General features: G+C 62.2%; 13 protein-coding genes. 5 read left to right on the top strand and 8 right to left on the bottom strand.

Going from position 1 to position 16,397, the window contains the following annotated elements; genetic code table 11:
* The first annotated feature begins 107 nt into the window (after window positions 1–107).
* Both KSAC_RS15130 and KSAC_RS15125 read left to right on the top strand, forming a co-directional pair.
* Window positions 108–968: a glucose 1-dehydrogenase gene (locus tag KSAC_RS15130; RefSeq protein WP_132306526.1), complete on the top strand. Its 861-nt coding sequence runs from the start codon at window positions 108–110 to the stop codon at window positions 966–968.
* A complete protein-coding gene (locus KSAC_RS15125; RefSeq protein ID WP_132306524.1) occupies window positions 961–2,229 on the top strand; it encodes a D-mannose isomerase in 1,269 nt (422 codons plus the stop codon). Before KSAC_RS15130 ends, KSAC_RS15125 begins: the two co-directional genes overlap by 8 nt.
* Window positions 2,230–2,293: 64 nt before the next feature.
* Here KSAC_RS15125 and KSAC_RS15120 read toward each other — a convergent pair whose 3' ends face one another.
* From KSAC_RS15120 to KSAC_RS15090, 7 genes are all read right to left on the bottom strand, one after another.
* Complete coding sequence (locus KSAC_RS15120; protein ID WP_132306562.1) at window positions 2,294–4,483, bottom strand: TonB-dependent receptor family protein; 2,190 nt, start codon at window positions 4,481–4,483, stop codon at window positions 2,294–2,296.
* Window positions 4,484–4,689: 206 nt separating this feature from the next.
* Complete coding sequence (locus KSAC_RS15115) at window positions 4,690–5,229, bottom strand: flavin reductase (RefSeq protein ID WP_118963709.1); 540 nt, start codon at window positions 5,227–5,229, stop codon at window positions 4,690–4,692.
* A 6-nt stretch (window positions 5,230–5,235) separates the two neighbouring features.
* Window positions 5,236–6,735 (bottom strand): MFS transporter, encoded by a 1,500-nt coding sequence (locus KSAC_RS15110; protein ID WP_110547363.1) that lies wholly within the window; start codon window positions 6,733–6,735, stop codon window positions 5,236–5,238.
* Window positions 6,732–8,171 (bottom strand): FAD/NAD(P)-binding protein, encoded by a 1,440-nt coding sequence (locus KSAC_RS15105; protein ID WP_132306522.1) that lies wholly within the window; start codon window positions 8,169–8,171, stop codon window positions 6,732–6,734. Before KSAC_RS15105 ends, KSAC_RS15110 begins: the two co-directional genes overlap by 4 nt.
* A 17-nt stretch (window positions 8,172–8,188) precedes the next feature.
* Window positions 8,189–9,352, bottom strand: coding sequence for an FMNH2-dependent alkanesulfonate monooxygenase (gene ssuD, locus KSAC_RS15100; protein ID WP_132306520.1), 1,164 nt, complete (start codon window positions 9,350–9,352; stop codon window positions 8,189–8,191).
* 2 nt (window positions 9,353–9,354) lie between these two features.
* Window positions 9,355–10,785, bottom strand: coding sequence for an LLM class flavin-dependent oxidoreductase (locus tag KSAC_RS15095; protein WP_132306518.1), 1,431 nt, complete (start codon window positions 10,783–10,785; stop codon window positions 9,355–9,357).
* Complete coding sequence (locus KSAC_RS15090) at window positions 10,782–12,062, bottom strand: acyl-CoA dehydrogenase family protein (protein WP_110547367.1); 1,281 nt, start codon at window positions 12,060–12,062, stop codon at window positions 10,782–10,784. Before KSAC_RS15090 ends, KSAC_RS15095 begins: the two co-directional genes overlap by 4 nt.
* Before the next feature lie 587 nt (window positions 12,063–12,649).
* On the opposite strand from KSAC_RS15090, the gene KSAC_RS15085 reads away from it, so the two are divergent.
* The 3 genes from KSAC_RS15085 to KSAC_RS15075 all read left to right on the top strand — a co-directional run bounded on the left by KSAC_RS15085 (window position 12,650) and on the right by KSAC_RS15075 (window position 14,641).
* Entirely contained in the window at window positions 12,650–12,955 is a 306-nt protein-coding gene (locus KSAC_RS15085; RefSeq protein WP_132306560.1) for a cupredoxin domain-containing protein, read from the top strand.
* A gap of 1 nt (window position 12,956) precedes the next feature.
* Window positions 12,957–13,787: an FTR1 family iron permease gene (locus tag KSAC_RS15080; protein ID WP_132306516.1), complete on the top strand. Its 831-nt coding sequence runs from the start codon at window positions 12,957–12,959 to the stop codon at window positions 13,785–13,787.
* 449 nt (window positions 13,788–14,236) lie between these two features.
* Window positions 14,237–14,641 carry a hypothetical protein gene (locus KSAC_RS15075; RefSeq protein ID WP_132306514.1) on the top strand — a complete coding sequence of 135 codons (405 nt, stop codon included), beginning with the start codon at window positions 14,237–14,239 and terminating at the stop codon, window positions 14,639–14,641.
* A gap of 152 nt (window positions 14,642–14,793) precedes the next feature.
* Here the strand turns inward: KSAC_RS15075 and KSAC_RS15070 are convergent, their stop codons facing one another.
* A complete protein-coding gene (locus KSAC_RS15070; protein WP_110547371.1) occupies window positions 14,794–16,395 on the bottom strand; it encodes a methyl-accepting chemotaxis protein in 1,602 nt (533 codons plus the stop codon).
* Between the last annotated feature and the right edge of the window lie 2 nt (window positions 16,396–16,397).

Raw genomic sequence — 16,397 nt, 5'->3', positions numbered from 1 at the left:
GGCAACATCTTCCGGCCGGGGGCGTTTGGTTGACGAAGACGGGGGCGCACGCAGTGGCCCCATAACGGCCCGCGCCGCCCCTTGTGCCATCTGCTGAAGGAAAATCCATGACCGAGAGCATTCCCCCCCAGAGCCAGGACCACCAGCCCGGCGTCGAACGCCTGCTCAAGCCCAGGGCTGAACATATCCGCCCCGATTATCGCGGCAGCGACAAGCTGAAGGGACGCCGCGCGCTGATTACCGGCGGTGACAGCGGCATAGGCCGCGCCGTCGCCCTGCATTTCGCGCGGGAAGGAGCGGATGTCGCCATCCTTTATCTTGAGGAGGAAGAGGACGCGCGCGAGACCATCCGCCTGGCGGAAGCCGAAGGTGTCAGGGCCCTCGCCATCGAAGGCGATGTGGCCAACAGCATGGTCTGCAATGACGCCGTAGCCCATGTGGTCGAGGTCTTTGGCGGGCTTGATATCGTCGTGAACAATGCGGGCGTGCAGTATGTCAGCACGGACCTGACCGATATTTCCGATGAGGCATGGCAGCGTCACATGGACGTCAACATCAACGGCTATTTCTACATTACCCGTGCCGCCCTGCCGCATCTGAACAGGGGCAGCGCGATCATCAATACATCGTCGATCAATGCTTTCGCGGGCAACAAGGCGCTGGTCGCCTATACCACCACCAAGGCCGCCGAGATGGGCTTCACCCGCGCCCTTGCCCTCCAGCTTGCGGAAAAGGGCATCCGGGTCAACGCGGTCGCCCCCGGCCCGATCTGGACGCCGCTGCAGCCCGCAAGCTGGGGGCCGGTCGATCCGCAGGCCGTGGCCGACATGGGCAAGAGCACGCCCATGGGCCGCATCGGCCAGCCCAGCGAGATGGGTCCGGCCTATGTCTATCTGGCGGCGGAAGATTCATCTTACGTCACGGGGCAGACAGTGCATGTAAACGGGGGCATGATCATCAATGGCTGAGGCGCTCCCCTCGCTCATGCTTCCTGCATCGAGCTGGCTTCGCGCGGCGGCCCACCGTCGCTGGCTTGATGCGCAGGGGCAGCGCCTGCTTGATTTTTCAAAACCTGCCCGCGTGCCCGACGGCTTCGCCCCGCTGGATGACGACGGGCGGCTTTCCGCCGATGCCGGGGCGGACGCGATCCTGACCGCGCGCATGACCCATGTCTACGCGGTGGCGGCGGGACGCGGCCTGCCGGGATGTTTCCCGCTGGCCACCCACGGTATTGCGGCCCTGCTGGGGCCATTGCGCGACGAAAGGCATGGCGGGTGGTTCACCGGGCCGCCCGCCGATGGCGTGCCACCCGATGGGGGCCGCAAGCAGTGTTACCTGCATGCCTTCGTAGCCCTGGCGGCATCATCGGCGGTGGTAGCAGGCGTGGATGGCGCACGCCCCCTGCTGGAGGAGGCGCTGGCGGTATGGGAACACCATTTCTGGAGCGAGGAAGAAGGCGTTTTTCGTGAAAGCTTCGCAGCCGACTGGTCGGATGAGGAAAATTACCGTGGCGCCAACGCGAACATGCACGCAGTGGAAACCTGCATGGCAGTGGCGGATGTGACTGGCAGGCCGGTCTGGCGACAGCGCGCGCTGAGGATTGTGGAGCGGATCATCCACGACCTTGCCCGGCGCAACAATTACGACGTGGCTGAACATTTTGACCGCAACTGGACGCTGCTGAAGGATTTCAACCGCGACAAACCCACGGATGACCTGCGTCCCTTCGGCATGACGCCGGGGCATTTCGTGGAATGGTCACACCTGCTCCTGAAACTGGAGGCCGCCCTCCTGCGCGAAAGCGGTCGCGCGCCTGCATGGCTTCTGGATGATGCGACCGGCCTGTTCCAGCGGGGCATGGCGGCAGGCTGGGCGCGCGATGGCCAGCCGGGCCTGCTGTATACCGTGGACTGGAACCTTGAACCGGTGGTGCATAACCGCCCCCACTGGTGTCAGGCGGAAGCCATGACATCCGCCGCTGCCCTGCTCAAGCGGACCGGCCACAGGGAATATGAACACTGGTACCGCACGATATGGGATTATATCGACCTGTACATGATCGACCGCAGGCGCGGTGGCTGGATTCAGGAACTGGACCGCGATAACCACCCGTCCGAAGTTGTCTATGCAGGCAAGGCGGATCTGTACCATGCCTGGCAGGCGACGCTTACGCCGCTCCTCCCGCTGGCACCGAGTTTCGCCACCGCCGTAGCCAGCCTGGACCAGTAACCCCGCGAACATGGCCGGTCTGCGCTGCATCCGGCCATATCCTCCTTTTCGCCATCAGGACGGTTCAGTTGAACCCGATTGATGCCCCCACAAACACGCCAAACCCGTCACCCGGCTGCATGACCGCCAGTTGCTTGCCCGCCGCCTGATACCCCGGCACCACAATGGCCGCATAATGGGTATTGGCAAGGTTATTGAAGCTTATGAAGACTTCACGGTGTTTATGCGGCCATGAATACCCGATATTGGCGTTATAGATATGATAGGAGGGTGCGAAATACGTCATGTCATAGGACGCGCCCACCTTGGATGAAACCTGCGCGCTGAAGCCTGCGTAAAACCCGTTGCGCATGTCCAGATGCACTTCACCCTGATAGAAATGCTCAGGAATACCCGGCAGGTGATTGTTGCCGAAAACCGCGTCATGTCTGTAGCGGAAATCCTGATACGTATAGGCCTGCCGGAGTGACAGCGTATTGCCCGCCCATTTCAGCAGTTCGGTTTCCAGCGAAACCTCGACACCCTGATGGGTTGTGGGGGATGCGTTGCCATAAATCGACGTGCCCGCCGCAAGGGATGCGGGCGTAGTGATCGTAAGCAGTTCGTTATGCACGGATGAATGATAGTATGTCAGGCTCCATTTATTGTGGAAGTAATGGCCGGTCGTGCCGATCTCGAACGTGGTTGCGGTCTGGTTGCGCAGCCTGCCCGATGTGGAGTTTTCCCCCGCCGTCGCCTGTAACGGATAACTGGCGGCATTATAGTAATTCCCGGCATAGTTGTAGTTCCAGTCATTGGGGGGCTGGATACTACGGCTGACGTTGCCATAAATCTCGATATGCGGGTCGGGTATGTAGCGAAAGCCGCCACGCGGCACGAAGTTGACCGATGCCGTGTGCAGGTCGCTCCGGTTGGGATAGGTGACGTCGGACGTACGCTTGATGAACGCCAGCGCCCCCGCCGCCGTCAGCCACAGGTTATGCACGACCTCGGTATTGTTGCGCAGATGGAAATAGTTTTCCGTGCCGCCATATTTCACGTTACGCAGCAACGTGCCATCCGCCACCCCGCCAAATACGCTACTGACGCGGATGCGGTTGCGCTGCCATGCCTCGATATCGCTATAGCTCAGGATACCGACCTGCGTATCGCTTTTATGGCCACGCAGCACATCATGGCGGTCGTAATTCAGCACGCCCGCGATCGTCTTGTAGCCCCATATCTGCGATGATGCGGTATTCTGGATGTCGATTGGCGCATCCTGATAATTGCCGCCGAACTCGATCTTCGAGTGATCGTCGATACGGATGGTCGTCATGGACCCGTAATACTTGGTTCCCGGCTGGATACGGTGTGATCCCCATGAATAATAGGGGGACTGCGCCTGCTTGGGATCGGACAGGATCTGGTCGCGCGTCAGATAACCGGGATAGCCGTTATCGGTCTGCCGGTAGCGAAAGAAGGCCCGCGTCGAGACGCGATCGTTGAATCGGTAGCCGAAATTGGCGTTAAGCCCGAAGCTGGTCGCCTTGGTATTGTCCTGATACCCGCCACGATAGGAATTGGTGGCGCTAAGGTAATAATCAAATTTGCCAAAGACCCCGCCGGAACTGAGCTGTTCCTTGACATAGCCAAAGCTGCCCGCTTCCACCCGTGCCTGGTACCGCTGCGCGTCATATCCGGTCTGGCTGACATAATTGATCCCGCCGCCAAGCTGCATTCCCCCATAATCGAACGCGTTGGCCCCGCGCAGCACCTCGGTATAGCGCAGGCCCAGCGGTTCAAACAGTTCATAGGGCGTGCCCGCCGGTGTCGTAACCGGCAGTCCGTCAAACATCATCAGCATGCCGGAACGGAAATAATTGGTGCCGGTGGCAATGCCGGACCCACGGACGGACAGGCGGATGCCATCGCCCCCGCCCGATGACTGCGCAAAAACGCCGGGCTGGAACGCAAGGGCGTCGGCGCTGGTGAAATTACGGCCCTTGAGTACTTTCTGCGCGTCAATCACGCTGGTGGCGCCGGGGATGGAGGCCAGCCTTGTCTCCGCCCGGCTGACGGGCGTTGCGCGGTGGCGGGAGACGGAAATCAGTTCCGGTCGCGGCGGCGTGGGCGCGGTGGCAGTGGACGATGTGGACGCCGCCGCGGGTTTTGCGTGCTGCGTGGCGGCAGCATGCCCGGTACGGGGGGAAAGTGGTTTTTCAGCCGCAAACGCATGGGGGGCGAACCCTATCCAGCAGGAACTGACAACCAGCGTGGTGTGACGGGACAGGATGCGCGAACTGGTGGAATATCGGTTACGTATGGTGGTTACGGGTATCCGGGGCATAGGGGGCTGTTCCATAACTGTATCTGTATTGATTGTTTTCTTTGTTTTTCTTCGTAATCATTGTACGCATGCCTCGGTTCTACACATTCCACTGTTCCATTCATGAATGACTGAATACGACCGCCCGTTCTTCATCGGGTGACCGCATGGCTGTACTGCCGGTTGAACCAGACAAGGCCCGGCTGGCCATCATTTTCACCGGTGATGACATCCACCACATGGGCAATGACCACCGTATGGGTGCCAACATCGCGGATTTCCCTGACACGGCAGTCAAAGTTCACCAGCGCCCCGTCAAGGAGCGGCGCGCCCGTCCGGCCCCTGTGCCATCGTGCGGCGGCAAAGCGTTCGGCCATGGGGCGTGAACGGCTGCTGAAAATATCCGACAGCGGCTGCTGCCCGCCATGCAGGACATTGATGGCCAGCACCCCATGTTCCAGCACATGCGGATGCGCGCTGGTGGAGCGGTTTATGCACACCAGCAGGGTCGGCGGCGTATCGGATACGCTGCACACGGCGGATGCGGTAAATCCGTGCGGTCCCTGCGGACCATCGGTCGTCACGATCGTCACCGCACTGGCCAGCGCCGCCATGCCGTTGCGGAAATCCGCGACCGGCACCGCGTCCTCTTCCAGGGCGGTATAGCCAAACGGCGTGATTACATTTGTCATGAAGGATCAACTCCCACTTTCAGAAGAAACCAGCATTTCAGGGGTGGCGACGACATAGGACGCCCGCGCGGGGACAGCGGCCCGGTGCCGCCGCAGGGCGGGGTCCATATCGGGGTCGTAGCCAAATACATCCCACCGGGAGAGGAAGGACATGGTGATCCCGGCCACCGGGGCCAGCAGCACCAGCCAGAACAGACGCGGGCCAAGATGTGCGTTCAGCCACGGCAGGAACAGCAGCGCCAGCGTGCCCCCCATGCCCGAAACCAGCCGCGCCAGACCAATCCCCATCCCGCGCAGTTCCGTGGGGTAGCTAAGGGTGGGATAGGCCATGAGCTGGCACCCCGGCCCGAACCCCTGCGCGAACAGGAAGGCGGCAAACCCGCCAAGGGCGACAATGACGCCCGGCGTCCCGTGTGGCGTGCCGGTCAGCGCAAGCGCGGCGATACCCGCAATCTGCACCGCGTAACCCGCCAGCACGATGGGACGGGAATGGAAGCTGCGGGTCAGCCGCACGCCCAGCAGGCCGCCGGGAAACGCCACGGCAAGGTTGAGGACGATGGAAATGACCAGCACCTGTCCCGCGCTGGCATGCACGATGGTTGTCAGCAGTCCGGGCAGGCCGAATATGATGGCGCTGTAGGAAAGCGCGCTGACCAGTGTCATGCCGCAAATCAGCAGTCCGCGCTGCAACAGCGGCGGCCGCAGCAGTTGCAGCGGATCGGGATGGACGATAACGGGCGCATGTGTCGCGGTCGGACGCACGATGGGATCGACGCCATAAGACCGGCGCACGATTTCCGCCGCCCGCGCCAGATCGCCACGCCGGGCGATCCAGACGGGGGATTCATTCATGTAGCGCCCGCGCACCATGATGATGATGATGGCCGGTACCGCGCCAAAAGCCAGCGATGCCCGCCACAGCCAGTCGGGGTGCCCCGCCGGCAGCACATGCGCGAGCACAAATACCAGCACGAAGCACAGGGATGACGCGGCATACCATGTCGGGCACCATGCCGCTGCCCGGGCGGCCTTGCTGCCCCGCCCCTCAAGGCGCGAGAATTCCGACAGGAACGCCATGGCCACCGGCAGGTCCATCCCCACCCCGAACCCCATGGCGAACCGCGCCGCGATCAGGATACCCACGCTTGGCGCGAACCCCGCGACCAGTGCGGCAATGACGAAGCACACCATATCCGCCATGAATACGGCGTACCGCCCGATGCGGTCCGTCAGCCACCCGCCCGCCAGACTGCCGATGATCGTTCCTGCATTCAGGGCGGCGGCGACAAGGCCGGTCTGGAATGCCGACAGCCCGAAATGGGCCTGCACGTCCGATATGCCCCATGACAGGGTCGTCAGGTCATAGGCATCAAGAAACACGCCACCCAGCGCAAGTGCTACGACAATGCGGGCATGGCTTCCCGCGCGCGGACCGGCATTGATGATGGCGGAAATATCGTCCGCGTCCCGCACAATGGGACGATCGGACGTGGTCTGTTCTGTCATGTCGTCACCTGTTCCTTGTGGGAATGATGGCCCGTAGCGTGCAGCGTGGTCAGGGCGGACAGGGTTATCGCCAGCTTTTCGGCATAGCGGGTGACTTCGGGCAGACCCATGAGTTCACCAAAGCGCCCACGCGCCAGCGGCCCGGCGACAAACAGGTTGCCCGCATGCGCCGTCCCGACACAGGCGCGGCCCAGCGCATCCACATGCAGGCCAAGCCCCGTCGCATCCATTTCCACCCACCCGGCGGCGGCCAGTTCCGACAGGAACGGCACGGTCTTCAGGATGGCGTCGTGCGCGGGGCCGGTTGTGGTGATGATGGCGTCATACGTCCCCTGCCGCGCCGGGTTCGCGCCATGGCGGATGGTTGTCACAAACGCGCCGCGCCGACTGTCCACCTCCACCACGCGGCCCGCGCGGATCTCCAGCGTGCCGTCACGTTCGCGCTGGCGCAGGATGTCATCGGCCTGCGGCGCGATGCGGAAGCGGTGCGTATCCCAGAACGGACGCAGGTGCCGGATCAGCCGCCTGCGTTCGACAACCGGCAGGGCGGCCCAGATATCAGGCCCCTGTTCGCGGATGCGGTCAAACACCGCCTGCCATGGCTGACCGGCGGCATCCGCCACGGCATGACGTATTGTGCGCAGCAGGTGTCGCGCCGTACGCGACGGGGGCGATGCAAACTGCCCGGTTGGCGTCACCGCGCCATCATGATGCCCGCGCGGGCGTTGACCCCGGCGGGAAATGGCGGTGATGGGGCCATGATGCCCCCGATCGGTCAGGGTTGCGACCACATCCGCCATGCTCAGGCCGGTCCCGATGATCAGGACACGGTCCGCCTCCCCTATCCCATGCAGCGCCGTGCCGTCCCATGGATTGGTGATGAGCCTGGGGGCGCCATCCCCGCCGGGCGGCAGGTCACGCAGCACGGCAGGGGCCTGCGGGGCCGGATGGCTGGTGGCGATGACCACGATATCGGCGGTCGTGGACTGGCCGCGCGCATCGGTCAGCACCCATCCATCCCCCCGCCCCCGGTGGACCGACACCACCCGGCGGCGCAGATGCGTGACTACCCCGCCATGCAGCAGCGGGGCCAGACGGTCGGCCATGTAGCGGCCGAATACGGAACGGGCGGGAAAATGACTGCCATCGGGCCGGATGGCGTCCGGGTCATCCGCCAGCGCACCGGTCTGCCTGATCCAGTTGGCGAAATCATCCGGGTTGGCGGTATCGATGCTCATGCGCGTAGCGGGCACGTTGACCCGGTGCTGCGGGTCGGTCGCGCCATAGGCCAGACCCGCCCCAAGGAAGGGGCGCGGTTCAAACACGGTAATACGCTGCGGGCCGCTGGCGCCGCGTGCAAGGTGCCACGCCAGCGCCGCGCCGCTGAACCCGCCACCGATAATGGCGATATGCGGTATGGAAGAAAAAACCGGCATGGCGGACACCCCCACGATCAGGCCGCGCGGGTCGGGCGGTGATCGCCTGCGATGGTCTCGCCAAACGGCCCCATGTTGTTCAGCGATGCGACGCCACGCACCGGATGCGCGGTGGGCAGGTGGGGCAGCACCAGTTCACCGAACCGGTAGGCTTCTTCCAGATGCGGATAGCCGGAGAATATGAAGGTATCGATACCCAGGCGGCGATATTCGTCTATGCGCTCCTGCACCGTTTCCGCATCACCGACCAGCGCCGTACCCGCCCCGCCACGGACCAGGCCGACGCCCGCCCACAGGTTGGGACTGATTTCCAGCCTGTCGCGCCGGCCGCCATGCAGCGCGCTCATGCGCGACTGGCCCACGGAATCCATGCGGGCGAAAACCTGCTGGGCCTTTGCAATCGTGGCGTCATCCAGATGCTGGATCAGGCGGTCCGCGTCATGCCATGCCTCTTCCTGCGTTTCGCGCACGATCACATGCAGGCGGATGCCGAATGAAACCTTGCGCCCCTGTTCACGGGCCAGTTTACGCACATGGCTGATCTTTTCAGCCACAAGCGCGGGCGGTTCGCCCCATGTCAGGTATTTGTCGACCGACTTCGCCGCAACATGCACCGCCGCTTCCGACGACCCGCCGAAGAACAGCGGCGGGCCATCCTTCTGGAAAGCGGGGAACAGCAGCCGCCCGTCCTTGATGGTGAAGTGCCGGCCTTCAAAATTGACATCCTCCCCGCGCAGCAGGGCACGGTAGATATCAAGGAATTCATCGGTAATTTCGTACCGCGTGGCATGATCGGCAAACAGGCCATCACCGGCGTTTTCCGCCGGGTCGCCCCCGGTTACGATATTGATCAGCAGCCGCCCGTTGGAAAAACGGTCCAGCGTCGCGGTCATGCGCGCGGCAAGCGTGGGGGAAAGCAGGCCCGGACGCAGCGCGATCAGGTAACGCAGGCGTTCGGTTACCGGCGCCAGGGCGGATGCGACAATCCAGCTATCCTCGCAACTGCGGCCCGTGGGGATCAGGACGCCGTAATAACCCAGCGTGTCCGCCGCCTTCGCCACCTGTTGCAGATAGGGCAGGTCAACCGGGCGCCCCCCCTTCTGCGTGCCAAGGTAGCGGCTGTCGCCATGGGTGGGCAGGAACCACAAGGCGTTGATCTTTTCGGGAATTTCGTAGGACATGATTACGAGGCCTTGGAAAATGTTTCGGTAGGAAAAAGCGGCTCGGCCGGGGCGTGAAGGGCTGCCGGGTTACGGTAGCGACTGCCGAAATGCCGTTCGGGCAGATGGGCGCGCCCCGGCTCGAACAGGCGTTCACGCAGGGTTTCACCCGGCGCATAGGCCGTGCGGTAGCGCCCGCGCCGCTGGAGTTCGGGCACGACCAGATCAATGAAATCGCGGGCGGTTTCGAATGTGTGGTACTGGCGCAGGTTGATGCCGTCGATGCCGTCGATATCCAGCCAGCGTTCGATTTCATCAGCGATACGTCCGGGCGTGCCCACCACGAAAAAGCGCCCTTCATCAAACGATGCGATCTGGCGCAGGGCGCTGCCAACCGTCTGGTCGGGATGGAAACGCCGCCCCATATTGCCAAACGGCACGCCTTCACGTTTCAGCACATCGCCGATGCGCGCATCGGGGTCATGACGCCGCAGGTCTATTTCCGCCTGCGCATGGACCAGTGCACCTTCCACGCTGTAATACTGGCGGTATTTCTCCAGCTTCTTTTCCGCCAGTTCCTGCGTCGTATCGGCAATGATCCCGGCCATGACGATAAAGCGGATGTCGTCGCCATTGCGGCCATGGGCGCGCGCGCGTTCGCGTGTGCGGGCAATGTTGTCGCGCACCGCCTGTATCGTATTGCCGCCGATAAACACCACTTCCGCATGGCGCGCCGCGAACTCCAGCCCGGCGGGGGAGCCGGTCGCCTGAAACAGCACGGGCGTACGCTGCCGCCCCGGTGCGACAAGATGCGGCCCCGCCACGCGGAAATGCCGCCCGTCATGGTTGATCGGTCTTACGGCGTCGGGATTGGTGAAGACGCCTGCGGCCGCGTTGTTGACAACGGCGTCGTCATCCCAGCTTCCTTCCCACAGCTTGTACAGCACGTCGATATATTCATCGGCTATCGCGTAACGCTGGTCATGGGGGATTTCATCTTCCAGCCCGAAATTGCGCGCGGCACTGGGCAGGTAGGACGTGACGATATTCCACCCCACCCGCCCCTGGGTCAGCAGGTCCAGCGTCGCCATGCGGCGGGCAAAGGCGAATGGTGGTTCGTACGTGGTGGAGAAAGTCACCCCGAAACCAAGATTTTGCGTCACGGCCGCCATGGCGGGCACCAGCATCAGCGGGTCGAGGTTGGGGATCTGCAGTCCTTCCCGCAGGGCCGCCGCCGTACCATCGCCAAACCGGTCATAGGTGCCGATCACATCCGCAAGGAATACCGCGTCAAACAGCCCTTCTTCCGCCAGTCTGGCGACTTCCAGCCAGTAGGACAGTTCCCCGTAGCGGTGGCGGCTGTTGCCGGGCGCCCGCCACATCCCGTGCACGATGTGGCTGACGCAGGCCATTTCAAACAGGTTGACGTGCAGTTGTTTGGGCGTGGTGGTCATGCTGCCTGCTCCCGTCGGGTGGCGTTGGTGGCGCCTTCGCGCGCGACATCGGTGCGTTCGCGCCACCGCGAACCGAATGCCGTGCCGTTCAGGGCGAAGTCACCCAGTTCACGCTGACGCTGGATAAGGGGATTGTGGGATGCGAGCGTGCGCGCATTGCGCCAGTGCCGGTCCAATCGCCGGGCTTCGCTGGTGGCCGATGCGCCGCCCACTTCAAATAGCAGGTTGGCCGCTTCAAGCACCTGCCCCGCCACGATCTGCTGGGCCTGATAGGCCTGCACCTGCGCCACCTCAAAGGCAGGGCCGCCATCGACACCGGCAGCCCACTGGGCGGATGTGTCCTCCAGCGCCCATGCGACCTTTTCCACCAGTGTATCGGCGGAAAATGACAGGGCGGACAGGCGTCCCACCACACCCTGCACCAGCGGGTCATGACGCTGCGCGACCTGACCGGGCACGCCGAAGGTGCGGGTACGGGGCCGGACAAACGCCACCGCATCGCGCAGGATCGCCCGCCCGATCCCCGCCAGCGTCGCCAGATGGAAAAGCTGGTAATAGGTGGTCAGGTATTCATTGGTGGGAAAAGCGTCGATCGGCACGCGGCTGAGGACGTTTTCATCGGGCACGATCACGTTTTCAAAACGGGTCGTACCGCTGCCTGTCAGTCTCTGTCCAAAACCGTCCCAGTCATCCACGCGGGTGACGCCATGCGCGGTTACGGGCACGGCGACATGGATGCGGTCCGCCCCATCGGTTGCGACCGCTACGATCCACGATGCGTACAGCGTGCCGGTGGAATAATATTTCGTCCCGTCCAGTATCCATGACGCTTTCGACGCATCCGGGTGGGGCCGCAGCGTTGTGGTGGTGCCGGTACTGTCCGTCAGTTCGGCCATGGCCGCGCCAAAAAGTGCGCCACGAGCCACCTGTTCCAGCCACCGCACGGCCTGCGGGCTGTCGCCCCGGTGCAACTGCCCTTCGACAAAGGCGAAATGGGCGCGGAAAATCTGGGGCAGGTTTGAATCAGCTTCGGCCAGTTCTTCCAGCAGCCGGAAAGTTTCCGGCAGGCTTGCCCCGCTGCCGCCGTAGCGCACCGGCACCCGCAGCGCGCCAAAACCGGCATCGAGCAGACACCGGACAGCATCATGGGCCAGAACCCGCTCGTGTTCACGGTTGATGGACTCACTGGCGATGCGCGCGAAGATCGGTCGCAGCGTCTGGGCAAGCGCCTCAATCCGGGGAGAGAAACCGTGTGAAGGACGTAGCGGATCAGTCATGACAACCCTGCCGTATTTCTATTTAACTATTTTATTGTGTTGTTTATCCTTCAATCACATTAACAACCGTTATATCCGAGTCAATTATAAATTAACGGGTTTTGTCGTTTATATCGCCATCCTGGGGTGCACAGGGATATAAATTCGATTGCCTTCCATCGCATTTTTCGGTGCTTAATTCATATATGTAGCTGATATATGGATATATTTTCCATTCCGTATTCCACTAGTTTATTTAGTTTTTTATAACGCCAATGTGCGCCTTTAATTTGCACATTTCATATCGTGGTAATCGGTTCAGAACGAAATCCGGAACAGTTCATACATTTCCGTTTCGGTATATTTATCAATAAACATACCGATTCGCGCGTTATGAGTGGTTATCCGTTATTCACGATTATATATCGTTGTTTTGCGACAGGGAGGCGTTCCGGATGGAGGCATCAAGCCGGGGCGAAAGGACGATGCGGTCAAACGCCTTTAAATCTTCCCATATTTGACATTGCGAACCAGTCTCACTACTTGGATGACTGTAATCCGATGGACGAACCATGCGACCTGCACTTGCCCTAACAGCCCTCGTCTCCATGATCGTGGCCACAACCGCAACGGCGCACGCCATGGACCCGGTCCGACTGGAAGTGAAAGACCATCACTTCACACCGGACCATTTCACCGTGCCTGCCGGTCAGCGCTTCGTGATCGAACTGACCAACCATGATGACACAGTGGATGAGTTCGAAAGCTACGACCTGAAGTTTGAAAAGATCGTGGTCGCAGGCGGCACCATTTCGGTTCATGCGGGACCGCTTCATCCGGGCACCTACAAATTCTTTGATGACTACCACCCCGACAGCGCCACCGGCACCGTTACCGTGACGGAGACCCCCTGACATGCTGGGCAGTCTTCTGATCGTCTTCCGTGAAGTCATGGAAGCCGGGCTGATCGTGGGGATCGTGCTGGCGGCGACGCAGGGCATTCCCCATCGCGGGCGCTGGGTTGCGGGCGGTATCGGCGCGGGCATTGCCGGGGCCGGTATTGTGGCGATCTTTGCCGGGGCGCTGTCACAGGCGCTGTCCGGCAACGGGCAGGATGTTTTTTCCGCCACCATCCTGTGCCTCGCTGTGGTGATGCTGGGCTGGCATATCGTGTGGATGGCGCGGCATGGACGCGAAATGGCACGGGACATGAAGGCGGTCGGGGCCGAAGTCGCCAGCGGCAACCGCTCCCTGCTGGCCATGGCGGTGGTCGTGGCCGTGGCTGTCCTGCGTGAAGGCATGGAAGTGGTGCTGTTCCTGTATGGTATCGCAATTTCCAGTGGCACGGGACCGGTGCCGATGCTGATTGGCGGCATACTGGGCGTGTTTGCCGGTGCGGCCCTGTCCTGGGCACTGTATCGCGGGCTGGTGGTGATCCCCCTGAACCGGCTGTTTGCCGTAACCGGCCTGCTGGTCACGTTCCTTGCCGCGGGCATGGCCAGTCAGGCCGCAGCCCTTCTGGCCAATGACGACCTGCTGCCCGCACTGGGCTATGACATATGGGATTCTTCGTGGCTGCTGTCCGATGGCAGCATGCTGGGCCGTGCGGCGAAGGCACTGATCGGTTATTCGGACCGGCCCACGGGCATCCAGATACTGGCATGGATCTGTACCTGCGTGGTGCTGACCGTAACCGGCCATCTGGTGCGCCATCGCACGCCCGCAAAGGCCAGAAGCGCGGCCTGACAGGGACCGCGTACCCGGTTTCATCGCCTGACATAATGGCGGCTGGAGCCGGATTGCCGCGCATTCTTTCCATGACATCACGACCTTAAAAGCAGGGATACGGACCGGGCATCATGACCCGGCCCGGTCGGGCGGCTTTCATCGGGATCACTTTATTCCCGGCTGACATGATCCTGCCGCCGCAGAGACAGCGGACATCCTGTCCGCCAGATCCCCACGCAGGGGCGGCGGCCTGTGCCGGGGTCAGGTGCCTTTCTGCCGTCCCCCCGGTATTACGGTAGTGGAGTGCAGGTCTGTCCCGTCAGCAGTCCTGCCTGCCGGGACCGGCGGTTTCCTGCAAAACAGGCCGGTTCCCGTCCATGGGGGACAGGCGCTTGCCAATATCATCCGTGCAGACTGGTTCAGCCCTGCGGTAAAGGTTTACTGCAGAACGCGACTGGAGACGCAGGATGACCCGAAAACTCGCAGCGATTACCCTTGCCCTTGTCATCATTCCCCTGATGGGCCGGGCGCAGTCTTTCGGCGTGAATGGCGGCATGGCCACAGGCACGTTTGGCATGACGGGCGGTGGCGCGGGTTCCGCGCAGATGCCGTCCACCGGGTACAGTCCCTACGGCGCGTACGGGCCGCCTGCGATGGCCGGGGGACAGGGTGGATATGGCGGGGGGATGATGCCGTACATGTTCGGCGGCTACATGCCCTATGGCTGGGGTGGCATGAATGGCGGGTATCCCCCTTACGGGCCACGTACCTATGGCCCCGGCAGCCAGACCATAGTGGATGGAAAACCGGGATTCCCACCGGCGGACTCCCGTCCGGCATGGGGCAGTCATACAACGGTGGACGGGCAGTAGACATTCCGCCGGTCAGGAGTGTTTGACAGTGATGGGCTGAAAAAGTTTCCGGGTGCCGCCTTTTTCAAAAAGGCGGCGTTTTCCGAAGCTTTTCCACAATGGGCGGGAAGTGTCCTGGGCAGGTTTTCGCTGTTCGCAGCTCCCGGCTGGCGTCAGGTCAGCAGGCGCGCCCGTTCTTCCACATCCCGGCTTTCCGATGTGAGCTGAAACTGGCTGACAAGATCAGACAGGCGCGTGGCTTCATCCAGCAGCGAACGGCTGGCCGCGGTTGACTGTTCCACCATTGCGGCATTCTGCTGCGTCACCTGATCCATCTGCGATATGGTGGAATTGACGTTGGCCAGACCGCCCGCCTGTTCCTTTGCCCGGTGCGTGCTTTCATCCATGATCTCGTTGATCTCGGCCACCAGCTTCACGATACGGTCCAGCGCGCTGCCCGCTTCCGACACCAGCTTCACGCCGGAATCAACCTGTCGGCTGGATGTGGAGATAAGGGTCTTGATCTCCTTCGCGGCCTCGGCTGAACGATGGGCCAGATTACGCACTTCGGATGCGACCACGGCAAACCCGCGTCCCGCATCCCCCGCCCGCGCGGCCTCGACACCGGCATTGAGGGCCAGCAGGTTGGTCTGGAAGGCGATTTCATCAATCACCGCAATGATCTGGGCGATCTGCCCCGCTGATGTGGCGATGCCATCCATCGCGCCTACGGCCTGACGCACGATGACGGTGCTCTGCTGCGCATCGTTATTGGCGCTGGCCACCACTTCCTGCGCGTGGATCGCCCCTTCAGCGGATTTCTGCACCGTTGCGGTAATATGGTTCAGCGCGGATGCGGTCTCCTCCAGGTTCTTGGCCTGTATCGCCGTGCGCTGGGCCAGATCGTCGGATGCCTTGCTGATCTCGCTCGTACCGTTCCTGATCCCGATGGTATTGGCCACCACGGCCTCAATGACACCGCGCAGCCGCACGACCGTTTCGTTAAAATCGGTGCGCAGGCGTTCGTATTCAGGCGCGAACTTTTCCGTCAGGGTGAAGGTCAGGTTCCCCTGCGCCAGATGGCCCAGACCGGTGGCAAGCCCGTCCACCACGGTTGCCTGACGGGCGGCGGTTTCCATGCGTTCCACCTCGGTCCGGCGATGTTCGGCTTCCGCAAGGCTGCGCTGGTGTTCCACCTCGTGCGATGCGGCTTCCGCCTGTTCGGCATTCTGCTTTGCTTCCGCCAGCGCGGTATTCGATACGGCAAAAAGATGCTCGATCTGCTGCGCCATCCAGTACAGCGCGCCCGCTTCCACCACCACGATGGCCGCATGCACCATAACACGGTAGAAATCCGCGCCGTCCTCAAACACCAGTTTCGGCATAAGGAAATTCATGACCAGATGATGCACTGCCGTAGTGGCCGCGCCGACCAGAATAACATCGCCGTCACAATAGGTCGCAAGCATGGCAAGCGCCGCGAAATAGTACATATGCACGTCAATCTGCATATACGACCCACGGCACGCCGCCAGAATGATCGAAACCAGTGCGCTGACGCCCACGCCAATGGTCAGGCGCGTTGTCTTGGCCTGTGGCGCCATCCACCATACCAGCGTTTCAATCACCGCCAGCCCGACCGCCGCAAGCGTGGGCGCAACCCAGTCATTGCCCGCAATATGGGCGCATGCCGCCACAAGACCCACATGCAGCCAGAACCCGCAGATCAGGCCCTGACTGACTGTCGCGCGAAGTTTTCCCAGAGCATCGACCATCT

The organism is Komagataeibacter saccharivorans (assembly GCF_004348195.1).
GTDB lineage: Bacteria > Pseudomonadota > Alphaproteobacteria > Acetobacterales > Acetobacteraceae > Komagataeibacter > Komagataeibacter saccharivorans.
The sequence above is the reverse complement of the archived record's forward strand: the minus strand, read 5'-3'. Positions and strand labels throughout refer to the sequence as shown.